Source organism: Sphingobium sp. (assembly GCA_023266575.1).
Classification (GTDB): Bacteria; Pseudomonadota; Alphaproteobacteria; order Sphingomonadales; family Sphingomonadaceae; genus Sphingobium.
This window is the reverse complement of sequence record JAHFPV010000013.1, coordinates 20,185-41,593: the sequence shown is the minus strand read 5'-3', so window position 1 is coordinate 41,593 and position 21,409 is coordinate 20,185. Positions and strand designations below refer to the sequence as shown.

Below are 21,409 nucleotides of genomic sequence, written 5' to 3'. Positions count from 1 at the left end.
CGGCAATGGATAAGGGTCGGTAAATGGGCGCTCGCTTTGTCGCAAAGCTGAAACACTGGCACCCGACGCCCATCATCCCTATAGGCACAGCCATGCAGCCAGAGTTTCAGCTAACCCAGCCGCTCGATGCGCGGCGCATTGTCGTTGCCATGTCCGGCGGGGTCGATTCCTCCGTCGTCGCCGCGCTTGCCGCCAAAACCGGCGCGGAAGTGATCGGCGTCACGCTCCAGCTTTATGATCATGGCGCGGCGGTCGGCCGCACCGGCAGCTGTTGCGCAGGGCAGGACATACGCGACGCGCGCGCGGTCGCCGACCGCATCGGCATCGCCCATTATGTGTTCGACTATGAAAGCCGCTTCCGCGATTCGGTGATTGCCGACTTTGCCGACGAATATATGGCCGGGCGCACCCCCATCCCCTGCGTCAAATGCAATATGGGGGTGAAATTCACCGACCTGTTCCAGATTGCGCGCGATCTGGGGGCCGACTGCCTAGCCACCGGCCATTATGTCCGCCGGGTCGAGGGTGCTCAAGGCGCGGAACTGCATCGCGCCGCCGATCCCGCGCGCGACCAGAGCTATTTCCTGTTCGCCACCACCCAGGCGCAGCTTAATTATCTGCGCTTTCCGCTCGGCGGGTTACCGAAACCGATGGTGCGCGAAATCGCCGCCGAACTGGGGCTGGCCGTAGCCTTGAAGCCCGACAGCCAGGACATCTGCTTCGTCCCCGACGGCGATTATGCGAAAATCGTGCGCAAACTGCGCCCCGACGCGGATGAAGGCGGCGATATCGTCCATGTCGATGGCCGAGTGCTGGGCCGGCACAAGGGGATGATCCATTTCACCGTCGGCCAGCGCAAGGGGCTGGAGATTGGCGGCCAGCCCGATCCGCTCTACGTCATCCGCCTGGACGCTCCGGCCAAGCGCGTGATCGTGGGACCAAAGGCGGCACTGGCGGTATCGGGCGCGACACTCACCGACATCAACTGGCTGGGCCGCGACTTTGCCGGACCGCTGACGGCGAAAGTGCGGTCGATGGCTAAGCCCACCCCCGCGCGTCTGGTGGACGGACAATTGCTGTTCGACGCCCCCGAATATGGCGTCGCGCCGGGGCAGGCGGCGGTGCTCTATGATGGCGATCATGTGTTGGGCGGCGGCTGGATCGCCAGCACGCAAAGCGCGATGGTGGACGCCTAATCCTCCCCAAGCTTGCTTGGGGAGGGGGACCGCGCGAAGCGTGGTGGAGGGGAAACGGCACGACCTGCGCATTGCCCCTCCACCACTCGCTTTGCGAGCGGTCCCCCTCCCCACGCCTGCGGCGCAAGGAGGATTAGATCCCCCCAAATCCTTGCCCTCCCCCCCCGGCCCCGCTAAGGCCCGCGCGTCATGACTCGCACCCTCACCTTCGCCATTCCCAAGGGCCGCATCCTCGATGAGGCGCTGCCTTTGCTCGCCAAAGCCGGTATCGAGCCGGAGGCGGAGTTTCATGACAAGAAAAGCCGCGCGCTGCGCTTCGCCACCAATCGCCCCGACGTGTCGATCATCCGCGTGCGCGCGTTCGACGTCGCGACGTTCGTCGCCCATGGCGCGGCCCAGATCGGCATTGTCGGCTCCGACGTGGTCGAGGAATTCGACTATTCCGAACTCTACGCGCCCGTGGACCTCGACATCGGTCATTGCCGCCTGTCGGTCGCCCAGCCCGCAGACCTGGCCGACGAGGATGAAGCCGCGATCAGCCATGTCCGCGTCGCCACCAAATATCCGCACCTAACGCGCAAATATTATGAAGCGCGCGGGCTTCAGGCCGAATGCGTCAAGCTGAACGGCGCAATGGAGTTGGCCCCGTCGCTCGGCCTGTCGCGGCGGATCGTCGATCTCGTCTCGTCGGGCGCGACGCTGAAAGCCAATGGCCTCGTCGAAACCGACATCATCATGCCCATTTCTGCCCGCCTGATCGTCAACCGCGCCGCCTTCAAAATGCGCTCGGCCGAACTCGCGCCGATGGTGGAAGCGTTTCGCAAGGCCGTGGGGGTCAAGGATGCGGCGTGAACCTACACCGTCATCCCAGCGAAGGCTGGGATCCCGCTTCCTTTTCTGCGCTTGGTCCAAGAAAAGTGAGATCCCAGCCTTCGCTGGGATGACGAGTATAATGTAATGACCCAGCGCCTCACCACCACCGCCCCCGATTTCGCCGCCGCCTTCACTACGCTGGTCGATGCGCGCCGTGAGGCCGATGAGGATGTCTCGCGCGATGTCACCGCGATCCTGAAAGCCGTGCGCGCTGGCGGCGACGCAGCGCTGGCCGATTACACGCAGCGTTTCGACCATCATGACCTGAACGTCACCGGATGGGCCGTGACAGCGGTGGAAACCCGCGCCGCGCTCGACGGCATTTCCAGCACGCTGCGCGACGCACTCGAACTCGCGGCCGCGCGGATCACCGCCTATCATGAAAAGCAGCGTCCCGTGGACAGCGACGGCGTGGACAGCGCGGGCGTGCGGCTGGGCGCGCGCTGGAGCGCGGTGGACGCCGCGGGCCTCTATGTGCCGGGCGGTCGCGCCGCCTATCCCAGCTCACTGCTGATGAACGTCATCCCCGCCAAGGTCGCGGGCGTGCAGCGCATCGCGATGGTCACGCCCACCCCCAATGGGGAGATCAACCCGCTGGTGCTGGCCGCCGCACACATTGCGGGGATCGAGGAAATTTGGCGCGTCGGCGGGGCGCAGGCCGTCGCCGCGCTCGCCTATGGCACCGACCGGATCGCGCCGGTTGACGTCATCACCGGTCCCGGCAACGCCTGGGTCGCCGAAGCCAAGCGGCAGCTATACGGCGTGGTCGGCATCGATATGGTCGCTGGCCCATCCGAAATCGTCGTCGTAGCGGACGCAAAGAACGACCCCGACTGGATCGCCGCCGACCTTTTGAGCCAATCCGAGCATGACCCGACCAGCCAGTCGATCCTGTTCACCGATGACGCGGCCTTTGCCGATGCGGTCGAACGCGCGGTCGAGGGACGGCTTGGCCAGCTCGCCACGAAGAAGGTCGCCCGCGCCAGCTGGACCGCCAATGGCGCGATCGTCGTCGTGCGCGATTTTGAGGAAGCGATGCCGCTGGTCAACCGCCTCGCCGCCGAACATCTCGAACTGGCGGTGGATGATCCCGACGCGCTGTTCGCCAAAGTGCGCCATGCGGGTTCGGTATTCCTCGGTCGCATGACCCCCGAAGCGGTCGGCGATTATGTCGCCGGTCCCAACCACGTCCTGCCCACCGGCCGCCGTGCGCGCTTCTCGTCGGGTCTTTCCGTACTGGATTTCATGAAGCGCACCAGCTTCCTCAGCCTCGACGATGCCGCGATCCGCGCGATCGGCCCGGCGGCTGTGGCGCTGGCCGAAGCCGAAGGCCTGCCTGCGCACGCTGCGTCAGTGGCACTAAGATTGCAGTAATTTCCGTTCGCCCTGAGCCTGTCGAAGGGCCGCACTTTTCCTTAAGAAGGACTGGGCTTCGACAAGCTCAGCCCGAACGGCTATTGGACTATTTATGAACGCACGCTCCAAATCCCGCTCCGCCGCGCGCCTTGCCGCGGTGCAGGCGCTGTATCAGCTCGAAATGGAGGGAACCCCCGTCCATGTCCTGCTGCACGAATTTCATGCCCATCGCCTGGGCGCCACCATCGAGGACGTGACCTACGCCCCGGCGGAGGAGCCGTTTTTCGACGATGTCGTGTCCGGCGTGGACAAGCGCCGCGACGAGATTGACGCGCTGATCGTCGCCCGCCTGTCGAGCGGCTGGAGCCTCGACCGGCTCGACAAGCCGATGCGCCAGATATTGCGCGCAGGCACCTATGAACTGCTCGCCCGCGCCGACATCGCGACCGCGACGATCATCAGCGAATATGTCGACGTCGCCCACGCCTTCTACGACAAGCGCGAATCCGGCTTCGTCAACGGCTTGCTGGATGCGGTGGCCAAGGACGCTCGGGGGTCATAAACACTAAAATCCGTTCGGGCTGAGCCTGTCGAAGCCCCGCACTTTCTTCAAAGAAGAACGGCCCTTCGACAAGCTCAGGGCGAACGGAGGATGGAGTATGAGCCAGGAATCCCGCTTCCTCACCCTGCTGCGCCTGCTGGCCAACCACCCCGCCGCGCAGGGGTTGATGGATGATGTCGCGGTGCTGCCCGTCGGCGACACTCACCTGATCCTCACCAGCGACACGATGGTGGAAGGGGTCCATTATCTCCCCACCGATCCGCCCGCCGACATTGGCTGGAAACTCGCCGCCGTGAACCTGTCGGACCTCGCGGCCAAGGGCGCGCGCCCCGTCGGTTGCCTGCTCAACTATGCGCTGTCGGGGGACGAAAGCTGGGACGCCGCCTTTCTCGTCGGGCTGGGCGAGGCGCTTGACCATCATGGCCTGCCGCTGCTGGGCGGCGACACGGTCAAGATGCCCGACGCCGCCCCGCGCAGCTACAGCCTGACCGCGATCGGCGAGGCAAGCGGCCCCATCCCCACGCGATCGGGCGCGCAGCCGGGCGACATGCTCTATATCACCGGCCCGGTGGGGGACGCGGGCTTAGGCCTCTCCCTAGCCCGCGCCGATCCCGCCGCGGCCGGCCCGCTGGTCGACGCCTATCGCCGCCCCCGGCCCCGGCTTTCGGAAGGGGCGCTGATCGCCCCGCTGGCCACCGCGATGATGGACCTGTCGGACGGGCTGTTGATCGACACGCAGCGCATGGCGCAGGCCAGCGGCGTCGCCGTCACCATCGACCATATCCCGCTCTCCCCCGCGCTGGAAAGCGTGCGCGGGGCCAGCATCGCCGTTCAGATCGCTGCGGCACAGGCAGGCGATGACTATGAACTGCTCTTCACCCTGCCGCGCGGCAACACGCCCCCGGTCCGCGCGATCCGCATTGGCCATGTCGGCACCGGCGCGGGCCTTACCCTGATGATCGACGGCGCAACCGTGCCATTACCGGCCATACTTGGCTGGGAACACGGATAGGCCCCCAACCCGCTTGACGCGCGCTGTCTGGCCTGTAGCTTCATCTCACCCTATTCTCAGCCCGGTTGGACCGCTTATGTGCGTGTGCCTGATGCTGATTGACGCGGTGCTAGATGCCGGACCCCACCCGTCCGGCCGCCCGCCGATGCGCCCTTCGTCCGCCCGTCATTCCCTGCGGAGCGGCCGATGAAATTCATAATTGGGGGAGAGGAACATCTATGCCAATCGTCACCATCGCCATAGGGTGCGGCCTGCTGGCCGTGCTCTACGGCCTGTTCACCAGCCGCCAGGTGCTAAGCGCCCCTGCGGGCAACGCCACCATGCAATCCATCGCAGACGCCATTCAGGAAGGGGCCAAGGCTTATCTCGGCCGCCAATATACCACCATCGCCATTGTCGGCGCGGTCGTCGCGCTGCTGGCATTCTATTTTCTGGGGCTGACTTCGGCGGTCGGCTTTCTGATCGGCGCGATCCTGTCGGGCGCGGCGGGCTTTATCGGCATGAATATTTCGGTGCGCGCCAATGTCCGCACCGCCGAAGCCTGTCGCGGCACGCTGCAAAGCGGGCTGACGGTCGCTTTCCGGGCGGGGGCGATCACCGGGATGCTCGTGGCGGGCCTGGCCCTGCTCGCGATCAGCCTGTTCTTCTGGTATCTGACCGGCCCGGCAGGCCATGCGCCTGACGACCGCCTCGTCATCGACAGCCTCGTCGCGCTGGCCTTCGGCGCATCGCTCATCTCCATCTTCGCGCGCCTTGGCGGCGGCATCTTTACCAAGGCCGCAGACGTCGGCGCGGATCTGGTGGGCAAGGTCGAGGCCGGCATACCGGAGGATGACCCACGCAACCCCGCCGTCATCGCCGACAATGTCGGCGACAATGTCGGCGACTGTGCGGGCATGGCCGCTGACCTGTTTGAAACCTATGTCGTCACCGTCGGCGCGACCATGGTGCTGATCGCGCTGCTGGTCGCGGGCGTCGACAATGCCTTCAAGATGAACCTGATGTCGCTCCCGCTGATCGTGGGCGGCGTGTGCATCATCACCTCCATCATCGGCACCTATTTCGTGCGGCTGGGGGCCAGCCAGTCGATCATGGGCGCGCTCTACAAGGGCTTCTGGGTCACAGCGATCCTCTCCATCCCCGCCATCTATTATGTCACCTGGCGCACGCTGGGCGACATGCACGCCGTGTTCGGCGCGGATCTGGACGGGGTCGGCGGCTATACCGGCATGGACCTGTTCTGGTCGATGATGGTCGGCCTGGCCGTCACCGGGCTGCTGGTCGTCATCACCGAATATTATACCGGCACCAATTATCGCCCGGTCCGCTCCATCGCCAAGGCATCGGAAACCGGCCACGGCACCAACGTCATTCAGGGGCTGGCCGTCAGCCTGGAATCGACCGCTTTGCCCACGCTGGTGATCGTCGCGGGCATCATCGTCGCGCACCAGCTGGCGGGCCTGATCGGCATCGCCTTTGCCGCCACCGCCATGCTGGCGCTTGCCGGGATGGTCGTGGCGCTCGACGCCTATGGCCCTGTCACCGACAATGCCGGCGGGATCGCCGAAATGGCGCATCTGGATGACAGCGTCCGGGTCAAGACCGACGCGCTCGACGCGGTCGGCAACACGACCAAGGCGGTGACGAAGGGCTATGCCATCGGTTCGGCGGGCCTTGCCGCGCTGGTGCTGTTTGGCGCCTATACGGAGGATCTGAAATTCTACAATTCGGCGCTGGGCCTTACCGCCCCGGTCGATTTCAGCCTCTCCAACCCCTATGTCATCGTCGGGCTGCTGCTGGGCGCACTGCTCCCCTATCTGTTCGGGGCGATGGGCATGACCGCCGTGGGCCGAGCGGCGGGTGACGTGGTGAAGGATGTCCGCGCGCAGTTTGCGGAAAATAAGGGCATCATGGACGGCACCAGCAAGCCCGACTATGCCCGCACGGTCGATCTGGTGACGAAGGCGGCGATCAAGGAAATGATCGTCCCGTCTCTGTTGCCCGTCCTGGCACCCATCATCGTCTATTTCGTCATTGCCGCCGTTGCTGGCGTCTCCAACGGCTTTGCCGCCCTTGGCGCGCTGCTGCTGGGCGTCATCGTCTCCGGCCTGTTCGTCGCCATCTCCATGACCAGTGGCGGCGGCGCATGGGACAATGCGAAGAAATATATCGAGGATGGCCATCATGGCGGCAAGGGCAGCGAAGCCCATAAGGCCGCCGTCACCGGCGACACGGTGGGTGATCCCTACAAGGACACCGCCGGGCCAGCGGTCAACCCGATGATCAAGATCACCAACATCGTCGCGCTGCTGCTGCTGGCCGCGCTGGCGCATGGGGGGGTGTAGGCATCAAATCCATATTGCGCAGGGTAAGGAATTTCCTTACCCTGCGTCCATGATCCAGTCGCGTATCAGCAGCAAGGCGCAGACCACTATTCCGCGCGCAGTCCGCACGGCGCTGGGCCTGCATGAAGGCGACACCGTCCTGTATCAGATTGACGGCGATCGGGTCGTCCTGACCCGTGCTGAACCGCCAGATATGTTCGTCAACAATTTCTCGACCTTCACCGAATGGGCTGATGAGGCGGACAGCGTCTATGACGTCCTTGGTCGATCCTGAACGGATCAGTCCCGGTGATGTCGTCTGGGTGCCGTTCCCCCATGTGGAAGATGCCAGCCTTCATCCTCGCCCCGCGCTGATCGTCGCCACCGGTCTGGGACCGGCGGGTGCTCTATGCTGGGCGCTGATGATTACCAACGCCAAACGGGAAAGCTGGCCGGGCGATGTCCTGATCGCCGATCATGCTGCGGTCGGCCTGCCCGTCCCCTCAAAAGTCAGGACGGCGAAGGTCGCCACACTGGAAGCGCACACCGCGCACTATCTGGGCCGGTTGAGCGAACCGGACTGGCACGCCGTCAAAGCCGCCCTGCCCTCCTTCATCTCCCGGATCGAAACCAGCACATGACCAACCGGCTTTATTATGGCGACAATCTGGACGTGTTGCGCACGCACATCCCCGACGAAAGCGTCGACATCATCTATCTCGACCCGCCGTTCAACTCCAACGCCAGCTATAATTTGCTATTCAAATCCCCACCCCCCCCGCAACGACCAACAAACATCTGATAAACAAGCGCAAATTGTAGAATTTGAAGATACTTGGACCTGGGGCGAAGCCAGTCAGAATGCGCTGATGGACATTGCCAGCGGCACCAACCGCCCGCTGACCGTGATGATGAACGCTATGCACAGCGCCATCGGCGAAAATCCGCTGATGGCCTATCTGGCGTTGATGGCAGTGCGGCTGGTCGAAGGATCGGAGCGATTGACTTTTCAGCGGTAAAAATGCTGCATAGTAGCTATGTATCTGTTGTTCGTAGATGAGAGCGGCACTCCGCCAAAGCCTGATAGCCCTGGGCAAAATTACTTTGTTATCGCTGGCTTGGTTGTCCCTGAAGATCGTTGGGTTGGCCTGAATGACAAACTTTCCGGACTCAAGCGCGCATCAGCCTATTTCGGAGAGGTGAAATGGCGATATTTCGCTCCAAATAACAATGACCGAGATAACCCAATGGCAGATTGGGACGTAGAAAGGCGCAATGCGTTCAGAATTGCCGTTTTTGCGATCATAACGGAAATCAAATCCTGCAAGATAATCGCTTGCGTGAGCGAGGCCCCAACCGCTTATGGTATTGGCCCGGTGAAATCTCAAAGCGACCTCTATTTCCGCACATACAAGCCCGTTACGGAGCGATTTCAGTATCTTTTACAGGACATTACGCGGACCAGCGGGCGAGATAGTTATGGACTTATCGTTGCCGACCACCGTGGACGAGGTGACGACGAACAAATGCGTCAGCAACATGAACGTCTGGTACGAGAGTCTGGGCAACATACGTCAAATTACGCCAATTTTATTGAAGGCCTGTTTTTCTCACCCAGTCACATGAGCGTCGGAATTCAACTTGTGGATATGATTGCAGGCGCAATTTGGCGCGCACAAAGTCACAACGATCGAACATGGTATGACAGAATCCGTCCATCTTTCCGCGCATCGCCAACTGGAAAAATTGACGGTTATGGAATCGCCCGTTTTCCAAAGGCGGGGTGGCGTGGAACGATATTAGATTAGACGCCGGGTGAGGCCATAGCCCCAACGTGCTAGGTGACGCACTCCCGGCCCAACAAATATATGTATTGGTCAAGGGCATGTCAATTTCCTCCGTCCATTGTCCAAGTTCCAGCAATGAATATGCTGGCAGGTCGGCGGCTTCCCCCGCGAAAAGAAGGGCGGGGACAAGGGGGTCGATGGCTGGTTCAACTATCTCGCCGCTGGCGGCAAGATCGAGACCGGGGTCATATCGGTCAAGGCGGGCGACAATGTGAACCCCAATATGGTCCGCAACCTTGGCCGCGTGATGGAACGCGACAAACATAGTTTCGGCCTGTTCGTGATGAAGGGGATGCCGACCAAGGGGATGCGCGACGAAGCGGCGTCCCAGCCGATCATCGAAACCGAATTTGGCCGCTTCCCCGCGCTGCAATTTGTCACGCTGGCCGAACTGTTCCAGGGGCTGAAACCCAAACTGCCCCCGCTGATCAGCCCGGTCAAAAAAGCGTCGCGCGTCGAAACCCGCAAATCGCACCAGCCCGGCGCGCAGGGCGGCCTGTTTAACTGACTGTCCTATCGGGGGTCTTGCTGCTACAGCTTTGCGCGTGATGCCTGTTCCTGTCCGCCCGGCATCACGCGCTAATATTATTTCCAACATTTGTCCGAATATGTCGCATTTACCGGGAAATATGCGAAGTTAAGCGCCAGCTTGCTCCCCTCCGCCCCCGCGCCTATAGCCCCGGCCATGACCGCCGAACCCTTTGCCAGACAGCTGGCCGCGCTGGAATCACGCGGCCGGTTGCGCCGCCTGATCCCCCGGTCGGGCCGTGATTTTGCCTCCAACGACTATCTCGGCCTGTCGGGCGATCCGATCATTGCGGGCGCTGTCGCCGACGCGATCGGGCGCGGCGTGCCGGTCGGGTCGGGCGGATCGCGCCTGCTGCGCGGCAATGCGCCCGAACATGAAGGGCTGGAGGCGAAGGCCGCCGATTTCTTCCGCACTCAGGCCGCTTTGTTCGTCGCCAATGGCTATGCCGGCAACCTTGCCTTGTTCGCCACCCTGCCCCAGCGCGGCGACCTGATCGTCGCCGATGAACTGATCCATGCCAGCGCCCATGACGGCATCCGCATGAGCAAGGCCGCCGCCGTGTTCGCCCGCCACAACGACGTGCAGAGCTTCGCCGACCTGATCGCCGCGTTCCGCGCCGAAGGGGGCAAGGGCCGCATCTGGATCGCGGTCGAGACGCTATATTCGATGGACGGCGACATCGCCCCGCTCACCGATCTCGCCCGCCTCGCGGCAAAGCATCACGGGATGCTGATCCTGGACGAAGCCCATGGCACCGGCGTATTCGGTCCGGGCGGGCGCGGACTTTCCGCTGGGCTTGATGGCCTGCACAATGTCATCACCCTGCACACCTGCGGCAAGGCGATGGGGGTCGAAGGCGCGCTGATCTGTGGTCAGCGCATCCATATCGACTATCTCATCAACCGCGCCCGCGCCTTCATCTTCTCCACCGCGCCCTCGCCGCTGATGGCGGTCGCCGTCTCCGCCGCGCTCGACCGGATCGAGGAAGCGAGCGACCTGCGTGACCGGCTGACGACTTTGCGGCAGGACGCGGCCGAATCGATCTGCGGCCCGCTCGGCCTGCCTGCCCCGCGCAGCCAGATCGTGCCAGTCATATTGGGCGAGGACGCCCGCACCATGGCCGCCGCCGCCGCCTTGCAGGAAGCAGGCTTCGACGTGCGCGGTATCCGTCCGCCCACCGTCCCGCCCGGCACCAGCCGCTTGCGCATCTCGCTGACGCTGAACGTCAGCCGCGCCGACATCGCCGCGCTGGGCCGCGAGTTGCAACGGATCGTCAAATGACCATCCTCGTCGTCACCGGCACCGACACCGGCATCGGCAAGACGGTGTTCGCCGCTGGCCTGGCCGCCGCACTGCGCGCTTATTACTGGAAGCCGATCCAGGCCGGCATCGATCCAGATGGTGACAAGGAGGAGGTCGCCCGCCTCTCCGGCCTGCCCGCCAGCCATATCCTGCCTGAAGCCTATCGCCTGACCACCCCCGCCTCCCCCCATCTCGCCGCGCGGATCGACGGGGTAGAGATCAGCCTCGACCGGCTGGCGCTGCCGCAGGTCGATGGCCCGCTGGTGGTCGAAGGGGCAGGCGGCGTGCTGGTGCCGGTCAGCGAAACGCTGCTGATGGCGGACCTGTTTGCCCATTGGGGCCAACCCGTCATAATGTGCGCCCGCACCGCGCTCGGCACGATCAACCACAGCCTCCTCAGCATCGAAGGCCTGCGCGCCCGCAATGTGCCGATCGCGGGCATCGCCTTCATCGGCGAACGCCATGAAGAGAATGAGCGGATCATCCCGCAACTGGCGAAAGTCCCCAGCCTTGGCCGCCTGCCACTGCTCGATCCGCTCCATCCCGCCGCGCTGGCTGCCGCCTTCGCCGCGCATATCCGGCTTTCCGATCCTTTCAACGGCTGATAATATTCGACCAACGACATGGACAGGATAGTTGGACAGGCGTTCAAGTTCCGTCATGCCGGGTGCGGTTCGCCGCGCCCACTCAAGCAAGGGATGCTTTGATGAACCACCTCCTCCTGCGCGCTGCCGCCTCCGCGCTCGCGCTGACCGCCGGCATCGCGCACGCGCAACAGCCTGCCACGCCAACCGCCACCGCGCCTGCCAAGCCGACCTATGGCAGCTATGGCTTCGATGCCGCTGGCATGGACCCGTCGGTCAAGCCCGGCGATGATTTCTACCTCCATGCCAACGGCACATGGGCGAAGAACACGCCGATCCCCGCCGACAAGTCCAACTATGGCGCGTTCAACACGCTGGACGAACTGTCACGCACCCGCACCCGCGCGATCCTGGACGCGGCCAAGGGCGACGCCAACAGCAAGATCGGCGCGGCCTATGCCAGCTATCTCGACACCGCAGCGGTCGAGGCAAAGGGGCTGGCCCCGATCAAGCCCTGGCTGGCCGAGATCAAGGGCGTGAAGGACAAGGCCGGCTACGCGCTTGTCGCCGCCAAGGCCGCCCGCACCGGAATCAGCGGCCCGTTCCGCTTCTATGTCGGACAGGATGATAAAGACCCCGAAACCTACATCCTCTCGATGAGCCAAAGCGGTCTCGGCCTCCCCGACCGCGACTATTATCTGGATGAAAAGCCGGAAATGGCCAAGATCCGCGTCGCCTATGTCGCGCATCTGGAGACCATGCTGACGCTGGCAGGCGAAAGCGATGCCAAGGCCCGCGCCGCCGCGCTGATGGCGTTCGAAACGGAAATCGCCAAGGTCCACTGGACCCAGATTGACAGTCGCGACGCTGACAAGACCTATAACAAGCTGACGCTGGCCGCCCTGCAAAAGGCCGCGCCCGGCTTCGATTTCGCAGCCTATTTCAAGGCCAACGGCCTGACCCCCACCGACCTGCTCGTCGCCCAGCCGTCCGCCATCACCGGCGAAGCCGCCCTGATCGCCAAGGCACCGATCGGCGTACTGAAGGACGCGCTGTTGCTGCGCAGCCTGCACGCCTATGCCGACAAGCTGCCCGACAGCATCGCGAACGCCGACTTCGCCTTTTACGGCACTACCCTGTCCGGCACACCGCAGCGCGAGGCGCGCTGGAAGCGCGGCGTCGATTTCCTCAAGGATTCGCTCGGCGAAGAAGTCGGCAAAGCCTATGTCGCGCAATATTTCCCGCCGGAGACCAAGGCGGCGATGGACGTGCTGGTCAAAAATGTGATCGCCGCCATGGGCCGCCGCATCGACGGCCTGCCGTGGATGAGCGACACCGCCAAGGCGCGCGCGCACAAGAAGCTGGCTGCCTTCACCCCCAAGATCGGCTATCCCGACAAGTGGCGCGATTATGCGGGCCTGACCATCCAGCGCGACGACCTGCTGGGCAATGCGATGCGCGCCAGCCAGTTTGATTTCGACTATAATATCGGGAAGCTCGGCAAGCCCATCTATCGCTGGGAATGGGGCATGACCCCGATGGAGATCAACGCCTATGCCAATTTCGGTATGGTCGAGATCGTTTTCCCCGTCGCCATCCTGCAACCGCCCTTCTTTGATCCCCATGCCGATCCGGCAGTCAATTATGGTGGCATCGGCGCGGTGATCGGCCATGAACTGAGCCATCATTTCGACGATCAGGGCGCGAAATATGACGAAACCGGCAAGCTCAACCAATGGTGGACTGATGCCGACGTCGCCAATTTCAAGGGGCTGACCGACAAGCTGGTCAAGCAATATGACGCCTATGAACCCTTCCCCGGCGCGCATGTGAAGGGCGCCTTCACGCTGGGCGAGAATATCGGCGACCTGGGTGGCCTCGCGGTGGCGCTCGACGCCTATCATGCCTCGCTCGGCGGCAAGCCTGCCCCGGTGATCGACGGCATGACCGGCGACCAGCGCTTCTTCCTGGGCTGGGCGCAGGTATGGCGGCGCAATTATCGCGAGGCGAACCTGCGCCAGCGATTGGTCACCGATCCCCACGCCCCGTCACAATATCGCGCCGACATCGTGCGCAATTTCGACGCCTGGTATGACGCCTTCAAGCCAGCGCCCGACGGCAAGCTGAGCCTGAAGCCGGACGAGCGGGTGAAGATCTGGTAGGGACAAAACGGGGCGCGTTGCCGGACGCGCCCCTTAACTTACAGCGCCGCGCTGTCCGCGATCTGGCGGAAGGCGGTCAGGTCACGCGCGAAATAATAGAGCGCAGGCGCTTCATAGGTGGTCATGTAGAGCAGCCCGCCAATCATCGCCGCACGTGCCTCGCCCAGCCGCCGGACTTCACTGTCGGGCCGTGTATAGCTGTAGGTGAAGCGCACTCCAGCCGCGCCCGCAAAGCGCGCCGGTTCGACACTTTCGATACTCATCAGCGGGGTGTTGAGTGCGATCCGGTAGCTGCTTTCCAACAGCGCCGGAATGTCGGTGATCAGCATCGTCCCCGACACTTTGGGCAGCGGCCGGTTGCGCTTGTCCACCTCGCGGAACAGCGTGCGACCGTCGGGAATACCGCCATAAAAGGTGATCTCATTCAGGCCGTCACCATCCAGCGTCCAGCTTTCCGAATTGCGCCCCGGCCGCGCGCCGAGCTTGTTCCATTCGCTCGCTGGCGTAACCGCCAGCGTCGATTTCGCCACCAATATTTTCGCACCCGGCGCGATCAGGCTGTTGCCCGCCTGCACCGGCAATGCCGTCATCAGCAGCGCGATCATCGCGCCCATGATCCTGACCATCCCCACCCCTTTCATTGCCCGACCAACGCCCCAATCATCGCGGCATCCGGCGCAGCGGGCGTAGCATCGAGATAGCGCCGCAACGCCTCCTTGCCTGCGTCCAGTTGCTGGCTGCGCAGCAGCGACAGGCCCAGCCCGCGTTGCGCCTCCGCCCCGGCAAAACCGCCATCAATCGCCTGCTGGTAAAATTGCGCCGCGCTCACCAGATCACGCGGATTGCCCCGCTGGCGATAGAGTTCGGCGCGGGCATAGAGCAGGTCCGGCGTCCAGCCATCCGCCGCCAGTTGGCCCAGCAGATAGTCCGTGCCGCCAAAATCATTGAGCTTGATCTGGTCGGTCAGAAAATCCCCGATGAACGGAGCCAGCGCCGCGCGGTAGGCCGCAGCGGCCGGATACCCCGGATCATTCGCCTTGGCCGCCGCGTCGCGCAAATAGGTGGCGCGGGTCAGTTCGGTCGGGTGGCTGGCGAAGAAACCGGCGCTGTAGCGATGCGCCTTGACCTTGCGCTTGCGCCCGGCGGCGGTCGCGTCCGCCTCCGCCATCAGCCGTTCCCAGACCGGCGCAGCGCTGGCGGCGGGATAGGGTGACTGCGCCAGATAGGCAAGGCCAAGCAGGTCGGCTTCGGTTTCCTGCCCGCGACTGAATGAATAGAAGCCGCCGATCGCGCTGGTCGCCATCGACGAATAGAGCGTGGGTGACAACAAAGCCGTCCAGGTCAATAAATCACCCAGACCCCGCGCCCGCTTGAACCCTTCCAGCGAATGGCGTTGCTCGAAATGGCCAAATTCATGGCCCAACACCGCCCCCAGTTCCGCCTCATTGCGCACACGCAGCAACAGGCCAGACCAGACCGTCATCATCCCGTTGGGGTACATGGTGGCGTTGAAGATGGGCAGACGCTGGATATAGAGCCGGGTCGACTGGCAGCGGTCCTGCCCCACCGTCCGGCACAATATCCCCCGCACATAGGCGTTGAGCGCCGGGTCGCGCAGGACAAAGGGCGAATCACGCATCTGCCGTTCGGCTTCGTCCGCCTGCATCCACATGCCGCGCTCATCCACGCCGGTCGGTTCATAGGCGGGCGTATAGGGCGGAAGTGGCGCAGCAGCGATCAGCGCAAAGGCTATCCCAGACAGGGCGGCGGGCCGCCTCATTGCCCAGTCGCCGAGGGGACGGGCCGCCCCGGAAAGCCCTCGAACAACTGCGCCACCCGTTTTTGCGCGCCTTCTTCCGTCCGCACGTCACCGCCCATTTGCAGGTCCGCGTTCAGCCACACCAGGTCGCCGGTCCTGATATCGACCAGTCCGGCGAAACCCTTATGCACGCCCGAGGTTATGCCAACGCCGCCCAAGGCCGCCAGCAGTTGCACAGCTTTCCGGCCGGCCGATCCAAACTGATCATCCGTCGTCACAAACAATGCATAGTCGGCCCCCTTCAGCCCCGGCAGGCTGGCGACGCCCGGTCCCAGCGTCCAGCTAAACTGGCCCTTGCGCTTCTTGGTGGGCAGGCGGTTGCCGGGGAAGAATTGATAGACGATGACGCTATCCGCCAGCGTCGTGAACAGTGCCTGATATTCTGCAAGCGCGCTGGCGTCCGCGCCGACAGGCTCGACCAGATCGACGACGCTGTTGCCCAACTGCCCCTGCACCGACCCGATCGCGCGGCCCAGCATATCGCGCGCCTGAAGCGTCCAGTCCGCGTTCGGCTCGAACATGCCACCGGTCGATTGTTCGCCGACCCGGATCGACGGGCGCATTAGCACGATCCGTGCCGTGCCGGGGGTCAGGGTAAAGCCGGGCTTGTTGCCTGTCTTTTCCTGCGCCGCTGTCGGCAAGGCCGCCGCCAGCAACGCGACTGCCACCAAGCTCTTGAAAAATACTCGCATATGCCCCCCGGCTTGACTCCCCTTGGCGGAATCATGGCGGTTTCAGCCTTGCCTTGTCAATTGCCGCCAACCCGATAAAGCCGCCCCATGACCTCCCCCGTTTGGCACCCCTTCACCCAGCATGGCCTGAACGAGCCGATCCCCCATGTCGTGCGCGCGGAGGGGGCGTTGCTGCATCTGGCTGATGGCAGCACATTGATCGACGGGATTTCCAGCTGGTGGGTGACGACGCATGGCCATTGCCATCCGCGCATCGCCGCCGCCATCGCGCAGCAGGCGGGGCAGCTCGATCAGCTGATCTTTGCCGGTTACACCCATGAACCGGCCGAAACGGTGGCGCGTCGGCTGATCGAGATCGCCCACCATGCGCCGGGTTGCGACCCGCTGGCCCATGTCTTTTTCTCCGACAGCGGATCGACGGCGGTCGAGGTCGCTCTCAAAATGGCGCTGGGTTACTGGCACAATCTGGCGCTGGACGGGCTGGCGGAGGCACGTAGTCGCATACTGGTGCTGGAACATGGCTATCATGGCGATACGATCGGCACGATGTCGGTGGGGGAGCGCGGCGTCTATAATGCCGCCTGGGTGCCGCTCCTGTTCGATGTCGGCACCATCCCCTTTCCAGCGCCGGGCAAGGAACAGGCCTGCCTCGACGCGCTGGACGCGGCCTGTCACGGGAAACCAGCGGCCTTCATCGTCGAGCCGCTGATCCTGGGCGCGGGCGGGATGCTGCTCTATCCGCCGCATGTTCTGCGCGAGATGGCGGCGATCTGCCGTCGCCATGACGTGTTGTTCATCGCCGACGAAGTGATGACCGGATGGGGCCGCACCGGCACGCTGTTCGCCTGCGAACAGGCAGGCGTCGTGCCGGACATCATGGCCGTGGCCAAGGGCATTACCGGCGGCGCGATCCCGCTGGCTGCAACTCTGGCAACCGCGCGCATTTTCGAGGCGCACCGGTCGACCGACCGCGCCCGACTCTTTTACCATTCGTCCAGCTATACCGCCAACGCAATTGCCTGCGCTGCTGCCGTCGCCAATCTCGCCATCTGGCGCGAGGAGGATGTCTGCGGGCGAATCGCAGCATTGGCCGATGGGATTGCCACGCGACTCGCAAAGCTGGCGCAGCACCCGGCCTTCGTCCATCCGCGACAGTTAGGCACGATCGCGGCGATCGACATCGTCACGCCGGACGCAGGCTATCTGTCCGATCTCGCTCCGCGGCTGCGCGCTTTCTTCCTGCAACATGGCCTCTTGCTGCGGCCATTGGGCAACACCATCTATCTTATGCCGCCCTATTGCATCGACGCGCAGCAGCTTGATGGCGTCTTTGCCACACTCCTCGCAGCGGGCGATCATTTCAGCGCATGAAGCCGCCTTTCATTTTGGATGAATTGGCGCTATGGCGGCGCGATTTTTTGAATTCGGGATATTATGGCCAAAGAAGAACTGCTTGAAATGCGCGGACAGGTTGTGGAGCTTCTCCCCAACGCCATGTTCCGCGTCCGGCTTGAGAATGATCATGAGATCCTCGGCCATACCGCTGGTAAAATGCGCAAGAATCGCATCCGCGTCCTCGTGGGGGACGAGGTGCTGGTCGAACTGACGCCCTACGACCTGACCAAGGGTCGGATCACCTACCGCTTCAAATAAGCCAACGGGTGTCAGGCCCGATGCGGCTCATTCTTGCTTCCGCTTCCCCCCGGCGCCTGGCGCTGCTGGGGCAGATCGGCGTTGCGCCCGATGCCGTGGACCCGGCCGATTGCGACGAAACCCCGCGCAAGGGCGAATTGCCGTCCGTCTATGCCGCGCGGGTCGCGGCGGACAAGGCCGCAATCGTCGCCGCGCGGCATCCGGGCGCGCTGATCCTGTCGGGCGACACGGTCGTTGCGGCGGGTCGGCGCATCTTGCCCAAGGCGGAGACGGAGGAGGAGGCGCGCGCCTGCCTCACTTTGCTGTCGGGGCGGCGGCATCGCGTGCTGAGCGCGATCACGCTGATCGACGCCGGAGGTCAGGCACGGCATCGCCTGTCCACCAACATCGTCACCTTCAAGCCGCTGGAGCGCAGCGAGATCGACCGCTATATTGCCAGCGACGAATGGCGGGGCAAGGCGGGCGGCTATGCGATCCAGGGGCGGGCCGCTGGCCTGATCCGCGCGATTCAGGGCAGCCACAGCGCGATCATGGGCCTGCCGCTTTATGAAACCCGCACGCTGTTGAAGGCGGCGGGCTATGCAATCGATTAGGAACTGACATGGCCGAATGGCTTTATGAAGAAGGCGTTGGCGAGGCCCGCGCCGCGCTGGTGGAAAAGGGCCGTCTGGTCGAGGCGCTGATCGAGCGCGAAACCGGCGGGGTGCGCGCAGGCGCCGTCGCGCAGGGTCGCCTGACCCAGACGCTGATCCCCAAGAAGCGCGGCGTCGTGCGGTTGATCAGCCAGGAAGAAGTGCTGATCGAGCCACTGCCCCCGCGCACGTCCGAAGGATCGACCGTGCTGGTCGAAATATTGCGCGAAGCGATTCCCGAAGAGGGCCGCCCCAAACGCGCCAAGGGTCGCATCGCCCAGCCCGGCAGCAAGCCCCATGCCGGGCCAAGCCTGCTGCAGCGGCTGCGCGCCACCGGCACCCCGGTCGTCCCCTGCCCCGCGCATGAGGAGGATCGGCTGGAGGCGGTCGGCTGGACCGAATTGATGGAAGAGGCGATCAGCGGCGATGTCGGCACCGAAGCCGCCGCGCTGCGCCTCTATGTGACCCCCGCCATGCTGCTGATCGACGTCGACGGATCGCTACCACCTGCGCAGTTGGGGCCGAAGGGCGCCAAGATCGCGGCGCAGACGATACGCCGCATGGGGCTGTCAGGGTCCATTGGCATCGACCTGCCGACTATGAATAACAAGGATGAGCGGATGATCGCGGCGGCCCAGATCGACAAATATCTGCCGCTTCCCTTCGAGCGCACTGCGGTCAACGGCTTCGGCTTCCTCCAGATCATCCGCAAGCGTGAGCGGGCCAACCTCATCGAATTGCTGCGCGCCGATCCGGTCGAAACGGCAGCGCTGGCGTTGCTGCGCCGGGCGGAGCGGCACGGCAATGGCGGCTCGGCGACGCTGACGGCCGCACCGGCGATCATCGACCTGCTCTATCGCAAGAGTGACTGGATCGAACAACTGGCCAAGCGGCGCGGCGGCGCGATCACCCTGACGGCCGACGCGACGCTGGCGCTGGGGGCGGGCCATGTCGCCTAAAGCCGCTGCCTGCCCGGTCTGCCGCCAGCCCGCAAAGCCCGAAACACGCCCCTTTTGCAGCCCCGCCTGTCGCGACCGCGACCTGTTGCAATGGCTGGGCGAGGGCTATCGCGTACCCGGTCCGCCAGCGGAAGAAGGGATGCAAAAAAGCCGCGATTATGGGCTAGACAGCGACGCGGATTGACGACTATAGGCACGCTTCCATCGGGCGGAGCCATCCGCAGTTGGCTGTGCCTGGATAGCTCAGTTGGTAGAGCAAGCGATTGAAAATCGCTGTGTCGGCGGTTCGAATCCGTCTCCGGGCACCATTTTTTCCTCTTTCAGATCATGTCACCCACAGTCAATCTGGCAGCGGGCGATTGCGCCGCGCCTGCGGGGGCTTTAGCCTTGGGCCTGTTCCCATACTCGCCGTGAGTGTTCGTCTGTCGATGCGTCTGTTTGTCCGTTGCCTTGCCATCCTGTCAGCCCTGCTTTCGTCCAGCTTTGCCCATGCAGCGCCTGCGAACCGACCGACGCCCGGCTATATCCGGGTGGCGATCGAAACGTCGGTGGGGACGATCATCGTGGCGCTCGACACCAGGCGCGCGCCGCGGACATCGGCCAATTTCCTGACCTATGTGGATGACGGGCGGTTCGATGGCGTGACCTTCTATCGCGCGGCGCGGCGCAAGAGCGATCCGAAACAAGGGCTGATCCAGGGCGGGATCGATATGGATGTGCGGCGATCGCTGCCGCCGGTGGTGCATGAACCGACCAGCCAGACCGGCATCCGCCATCTCGACGCCACCCTGTCCATGGCGCGGCCCAACCGGACCAATTCGGCGATGGGCAATTTCTTCATCACGATCGGCGCGACCCCGACGATGGACGCGCGCGAAGGGTCCATCGGCTATGCCGCGTTCGGCCATGTCGTGGGCGGGATGAGCGTGGTGAAAGCGATTCTGGCAGTGCCGACCTGTTGCGGAACGGGTCCGATGCGGGGGCAGATGATCGTCAAACCCGTCCAGATCCTGCGGGCGCGGCGGATGGATGGGACGGCGAAACCGACGCGCGGGGTCAAGCCATGGCTGATCGGCTTGAAAAGGCCGACAATGAGATAGACATAGGTAACGCGATGTTGCGCGGGAGGTCGGGATGGCGGGGCGGATCAGGATCGGCATTGGCGGCTGGGTGTTTGAGCCCTGGCGCGGGACTTTCTATCCGGCCGGGCTGCGGCAGAAGGATGAACTGGCCTATGTCGGGCAACATCTGACCGCGACCGAGATCAACGCGACCTATTATAGCACGCAGAAACCCGCGACATTTGCAGGCTGGGCGAAGGCGGTGCCGGACGGCTTCCAGTTTGCGGTCAAGGCGTCGCGCTATTGCACCAACCGCAGGGTGCTGGGGGAAGCGGGCGAGTCGGTCGCCAAATTTGTCGGACAAGGGATTGCCGAACTGGGCGACCGGCTGGGGCCGATATTGTGGCAATTCATGCCGACCAAGGCGTTCGATCCCGACGATTTCGGCGCGTTCCTGAAGCTGTTGCCGGCCAGTGTCGATGGTGTGCCGCTGCGCCATGCGCTGGAGGTGCGGCACGCCAGTTTCGACGATCCCGTCTTTCTGGGGATGGCGCGGGAGGCTGGTGCTGCGGTCGTGCTGGCCGATCATGACACCTATCCCGCAATTCAGGGCGCGGACGTCGGGTTTTCCTACATGCGGCTGATGCGGACGCTGGAGGATGAGGCGACCGGCTATGGCGCGGCGGCGCTGGCGGACTGGGCAGCACGGCTGCGGACGCAGGCGGCAGCGGGCGATGCCTATGCCTTCTTCATCAGTGGCGCGAAGGTGCGCAACCCAGCCGCGGCGCTGGCATTGAGTGCGACCACATAGTCACAGTCTGTTGCATTTGTTGCAATCGGTGCGCC

25 protein-coding genes and 1 tRNA gene are annotated in these 21,409 nt (G+C 63.9%); 23 read left to right on the top strand and 3 right to left on the bottom strand.

Annotated elements, in window-relative coordinates; all coding sequences use genetic code 11:
• The first annotated feature begins 92 nt into the window (after positions 1-92).
• From mnmA to Q0D44_RS13300, 15 genes are all read left to right on the top strand, one after another.
• Positions 93-1,196 carry a tRNA 2-thiouridine(34) synthase MnmA gene (gene mnmA, locus Q0D44_RS13370; protein ID WP_294137076.1) on the top strand — a complete coding sequence of 368 codons (1,104 nt, stop codon included), beginning with the start codon at positions 93-95 and terminating at the stop codon, positions 1,194-1,196.
• 189 nt (positions 1,197-1,385) lie between these two features.
• Entirely contained in the window at positions 1,386-2,048 is a 663-nt protein-coding gene (gene hisG, locus Q0D44_RS13365; protein WP_294137075.1) for an ATP phosphoribosyltransferase, read from the top strand.
• Positions 2,049-2,153: 105 nt separating this feature from the next.
• Positions 2,154-3,443 carry a histidinol dehydrogenase gene (gene hisD, locus Q0D44_RS13360; RefSeq protein WP_294137074.1) on the top strand — a complete coding sequence of 430 codons (1,290 nt, stop codon included), beginning with the start codon at positions 2,154-2,156 and terminating at the stop codon, positions 3,441-3,443.
• Between the two features lie 94 nt (positions 3,444-3,537).
• Complete coding sequence (nusB, locus tag Q0D44_RS13355) at positions 3,538-3,987, top strand: transcription antitermination factor NusB (RefSeq protein ID WP_294137073.1); 450 nt, start codon at positions 3,538-3,540, stop codon at positions 3,985-3,987.
• Positions 3,988-4,084: 97 nt separating this feature from the next.
• Positions 4,085-4,999: a thiamine-phosphate kinase gene (thiL, locus tag Q0D44_RS13350; protein ID WP_294137072.1), complete on the top strand. Its 915-nt coding sequence runs from the start codon at positions 4,085-4,087 to the stop codon at positions 4,997-4,999.
• A 218-nt stretch (positions 5,000-5,217) separates the two neighbouring features.
• Positions 5,218-7,344: a sodium-translocating pyrophosphatase gene (locus tag Q0D44_RS13345; RefSeq protein ID WP_294137071.1), complete on the top strand. Its 2,127-nt coding sequence runs from the start codon at positions 5,218-5,220 to the stop codon at positions 7,342-7,344.
• A gap of 49 nt (positions 7,345-7,393) precedes the next feature.
• Positions 7,394-7,618 carry an AbrB/MazE/SpoVT family DNA-binding domain-containing protein gene (locus tag Q0D44_RS13340; RefSeq protein ID WP_294137070.1) on the top strand — a complete coding sequence of 75 codons (225 nt, stop codon included), beginning with the start codon at positions 7,394-7,396 and terminating at the stop codon, positions 7,616-7,618.
• Entirely contained in the window at positions 7,596-7,964 is a 369-nt protein-coding gene (locus Q0D44_RS13335) for a type II toxin-antitoxin system PemK/MazF family toxin (RefSeq protein ID WP_294137069.1), read from the top strand. The genes Q0D44_RS13340 and Q0D44_RS13335 overlap by 23 nt, the downstream gene beginning before the upstream one ends.
• Positions 7,961-8,125, top strand: coding sequence for a hypothetical protein (locus tag Q0D44_RS13330; RefSeq protein WP_294137068.1), 165 nt, complete (start codon positions 7,961-7,963; stop codon positions 8,123-8,125). The genes Q0D44_RS13335 and Q0D44_RS13330 overlap by 4 nt, the downstream gene beginning before the upstream one ends.
• A 67-nt stretch (positions 8,126-8,192) precedes the next feature.
• On the top strand, positions 8,193-8,342 hold the full coding sequence (locus Q0D44_RS13325) for a hypothetical protein (RefSeq protein ID WP_294137067.1): 150 nt from the start codon (positions 8,193-8,195) through the stop codon (positions 8,340-8,342).
• 18 nt (positions 8,343-8,360) lie between these two features.
• Entirely contained in the window at positions 8,361-9,131 is a 771-nt protein-coding gene (locus Q0D44_RS13320; RefSeq protein WP_294137066.1) for a DUF3800 domain-containing protein, read from the top strand.
• Positions 9,132-9,249: 118 nt separating this feature from the next.
• Positions 9,250-9,678: a restriction endonuclease gene (locus Q0D44_RS13315; protein WP_294137147.1), complete on the top strand. Its 429-nt coding sequence runs from the start codon at positions 9,250-9,252 to the stop codon at positions 9,676-9,678.
• A gap of 177 nt (positions 9,679-9,855) precedes the next feature.
• Positions 9,856-10,980 (top strand): 8-amino-7-oxononanoate synthase, encoded by a 1,125-nt coding sequence (locus tag Q0D44_RS13310; RefSeq protein WP_294137065.1) that lies wholly within the window; start codon positions 9,856-9,858, stop codon positions 10,978-10,980.
• Positions 10,977-11,606, top strand: a complete 630-nt coding sequence (gene bioD / locus Q0D44_RS13305) for a dethiobiotin synthase (RefSeq protein ID WP_294137064.1) — start codon at positions 10,977-10,979, stop codon at positions 11,604-11,606. Before Q0D44_RS13310 ends, bioD begins: the two co-directional genes overlap by 4 nt.
• 101 nt (positions 11,607-11,707) lie before the next feature.
• Complete coding sequence (locus Q0D44_RS13300) at positions 11,708-13,747, top strand: M13-type metalloendopeptidase (RefSeq protein ID WP_294137063.1); 2,040 nt, start codon at positions 11,708-11,710, stop codon at positions 13,745-13,747.
• A 38-nt stretch (positions 13,748-13,785) separates the two neighbouring features.
• Here the strand turns inward: Q0D44_RS13300 and Q0D44_RS13295 are convergent, their stop codons facing one another.
• Genes Q0D44_RS13295 through Q0D44_RS13285 form a run of 3 tightly spaced genes read right to left on the bottom strand, consistent with a single transcriptional unit; the run spans position 13,786 to position 16,258 of the window.
• The gene (locus Q0D44_RS13295) at positions 13,786-14,373 is read right to left on the bottom strand and encodes a hypothetical protein (RefSeq protein ID WP_294137062.1); all 588 of its coding nucleotides are present in this window, start codon (positions 14,371-14,373) and stop codon (positions 13,786-13,788) included.
• Positions 14,374-14,384: 11 nt separating this feature from the next.
• Positions 14,385-15,527, bottom strand: coding sequence for a M48 family metallopeptidase (locus Q0D44_RS13290; RefSeq protein WP_294137061.1), 1,143 nt, complete (start codon positions 15,525-15,527; stop codon positions 14,385-14,387).
• Positions 15,524-16,258 (bottom strand): hypothetical protein, encoded by a 735-nt coding sequence (locus Q0D44_RS13285; protein WP_294137060.1) that lies wholly within the window; start codon positions 16,256-16,258, stop codon positions 15,524-15,526. The genes Q0D44_RS13290 and Q0D44_RS13285 overlap by 4 nt, the downstream gene beginning before the upstream one ends.
• Before the next feature lie 87 nt (positions 16,259-16,345).
• On the opposite strand from Q0D44_RS13285, the gene Q0D44_RS13280 reads away from it, so the two are divergent.
• The 8 genes from Q0D44_RS13280 to Q0D44_RS13245 all read left to right on the top strand — a co-directional run bounded on the left by Q0D44_RS13280 (position 16,346) and on the right by Q0D44_RS13245 (position 21,374).
• Positions 16,346-17,629, top strand: coding sequence for an adenosylmethionine--8-amino-7-oxononanoate transaminase (locus tag Q0D44_RS13280; protein ID WP_294137059.1), 1,284 nt, complete (start codon positions 16,346-16,348; stop codon positions 17,627-17,629).
• A 63-nt stretch (positions 17,630-17,692) separates the two neighbouring features.
• A complete protein-coding gene (gene infA, locus Q0D44_RS13275; RefSeq protein ID WP_003049127.1) occupies positions 17,693-17,911 on the top strand; it encodes a translation initiation factor IF-1 in 219 nt (72 codons plus the stop codon).
• A 20-nt stretch (positions 17,912-17,931) separates the two neighbouring features.
• Complete coding sequence (locus Q0D44_RS13270) at positions 17,932-18,504, top strand: nucleoside triphosphate pyrophosphatase (protein ID WP_291547667.1); 573 nt, start codon at positions 17,932-17,934, stop codon at positions 18,502-18,504.
• A gap of 8 nt (positions 18,505-18,512) precedes the next feature.
• The gene (locus tag Q0D44_RS13265) at positions 18,513-19,502 is read left to right on the top strand and encodes a ribonuclease (RefSeq protein WP_294137058.1); all 990 of its coding nucleotides are present in this window, start codon (positions 18,513-18,515) and stop codon (positions 19,500-19,502) included.
• A complete protein-coding gene (yacG, locus tag Q0D44_RS13260; RefSeq protein ID WP_291547661.1) occupies positions 19,492-19,686 on the top strand; it encodes a DNA gyrase inhibitor YacG in 195 nt (64 codons plus the stop codon). The genes Q0D44_RS13265 and yacG overlap by 11 nt, the downstream gene beginning before the upstream one ends.
• Before the next feature lie 48 nt (positions 19,687-19,734).
• Positions 19,735-19,810 (top strand) — tRNA-Phe (locus Q0D44_RS13255).
• Positions 19,811-19,930: 120 nt separating this feature from the next.
• Positions 19,931-20,602, top strand: coding sequence for a peptidylprolyl isomerase (locus Q0D44_RS13250; RefSeq protein WP_294137057.1), 672 nt, complete (start codon positions 19,931-19,933; stop codon positions 20,600-20,602).
• 34 nt (positions 20,603-20,636) lie between these two features.
• Positions 20,637-21,374, top strand: coding sequence for a DUF72 domain-containing protein (locus tag Q0D44_RS13245; protein ID WP_294137056.1), 738 nt, complete (start codon positions 20,637-20,639; stop codon positions 21,372-21,374).
• Positions 21,375-21,409: the final 35 nt, after the last annotated feature.

What these genes read in the sequence shown, in the direction of transcription:
- Q0D44_RS13335 (WP_294137069.1), top strand. Translation starts at nt 7,596, where the DNA reads ATGACGTCCTTGGTCGATCCTGAACGGATCAGTCCCGGTGATGTCGTC.
- yacG (WP_291547661.1), top strand. Translation starts at nt 19,492, where the DNA reads ATGTCGCCTAAAGCCGCTGCCTGCCCGGTCTGCCGCCAGCCCGCAAAG.
- Q0D44_RS13300 (WP_294137063.1), top strand. Translation starts at nt 11,708, where the DNA reads ATGAACCACCTCCTCCTGCGCGCTGCCGCCTCCGCGCTCGCGCTGACC.
- Q0D44_RS13320 (WP_294137066.1), top strand. Translation starts at nt 8,361, where the DNA reads ATGTATCTGTTGTTCGTAGATGAGAGCGGCACTCCGCCAAAGCCTGAT.
- Q0D44_RS13310 (WP_294137065.1), top strand. Translation starts at nt 9,856, where the DNA reads ATGACCGCCGAACCCTTTGCCAGACAGCTGGCCGCGCTGGAATCACGC.
- Q0D44_RS13285 (WP_294137060.1), bottom strand. Translation starts at nt 16,258, where the DNA reads ATGCGAGTATTTTTCAAGAGCTTGGTGGCAGTCGCGTTGCTGGCGGCG.
- thiL (WP_294137072.1), top strand. Translation starts at nt 4,085, where the DNA reads ATGAGCCAGGAATCCCGCTTCCTCACCCTGCTGCGCCTGCTGGCCAAC.
- nusB (WP_294137073.1), top strand. Translation starts at nt 3,538, where the DNA reads ATGAACGCACGCTCCAAATCCCGCTCCGCCGCGCGCCTTGCCGCGGTG.
- Q0D44_RS13280 (WP_294137059.1), top strand. Translation starts at nt 16,346, where the DNA reads ATGACCTCCCCCGTTTGGCACCCCTTCACCCAGCATGGCCTGAACGAG.
- hisD (WP_294137074.1), top strand. Translation starts at nt 2,154, where the DNA reads ATGACCCAGCGCCTCACCACCACCGCCCCCGATTTCGCCGCCGCCTTC.
- Q0D44_RS13250 (WP_294137057.1), top strand. Translation starts at nt 19,931, where the DNA reads ATGCGTCTGTTTGTCCGTTGCCTTGCCATCCTGTCAGCCCTGCTTTCG.
- Q0D44_RS13295 (WP_294137062.1), bottom strand. Translation starts at nt 14,373, where the DNA reads ATGGTCAGGATCATGGGCGCGATGATCGCGCTGCTGATGACGGCATTG.
- mnmA (WP_294137076.1), top strand. Translation starts at nt 93, where the DNA reads ATGCAGCCAGAGTTTCAGCTAACCCAGCCGCTCGATGCGCGGCGCATT.
- Q0D44_RS13290 (WP_294137061.1), bottom strand. Translation starts at nt 15,527, where the DNA reads ATGAGGCGGCCCGCCGCCCTGTCTGGGATAGCCTTTGCGCTGATCGCT.
- Q0D44_RS13325 (WP_294137067.1), top strand. Translation starts at nt 8,193, where the DNA reads ATGGACATTGCCAGCGGCACCAACCGCCCGCTGACCGTGATGATGAAC.
- Q0D44_RS13345 (WP_294137071.1), top strand. Translation starts at nt 5,218, where the DNA reads ATGCCAATCGTCACCATCGCCATAGGGTGCGGCCTGCTGGCCGTGCTC.
- Q0D44_RS13265 (WP_294137058.1), top strand. Translation starts at nt 18,513, where the DNA reads ATGGCCGAATGGCTTTATGAAGAAGGCGTTGGCGAGGCCCGCGCCGCG.
- hisG (WP_294137075.1), top strand. Translation starts at nt 1,386, where the DNA reads ATGACTCGCACCCTCACCTTCGCCATTCCCAAGGGCCGCATCCTCGAT.
- bioD (WP_294137064.1), top strand. Translation starts at nt 10,977, where the DNA reads ATGACCATCCTCGTCGTCACCGGCACCGACACCGGCATCGGCAAGACG.
- Q0D44_RS13340 (WP_294137070.1), top strand. Translation starts at nt 7,394, where the DNA reads ATGATCCAGTCGCGTATCAGCAGCAAGGCGCAGACCACTATTCCGCGC.
- Q0D44_RS13270 (WP_291547667.1), top strand. Translation starts at nt 17,932, where the DNA reads ATGCGGCTCATTCTTGCTTCCGCTTCCCCCCGGCGCCTGGCGCTGCTG.
- infA (WP_003049127.1), top strand. Translation starts at nt 17,693, where the DNA reads ATGGCCAAAGAAGAACTGCTTGAAATGCGCGGACAGGTTGTGGAGCTT.
- Q0D44_RS13245 (WP_294137056.1), top strand. Translation starts at nt 20,637, where the DNA reads ATGGCGGGGCGGATCAGGATCGGCATTGGCGGCTGGGTGTTTGAGCCC.
- Q0D44_RS13330 (WP_294137068.1), top strand. Translation starts at nt 7,961, where the DNA reads ATGACCAACCGGCTTTATTATGGCGACAATCTGGACGTGTTGCGCACG.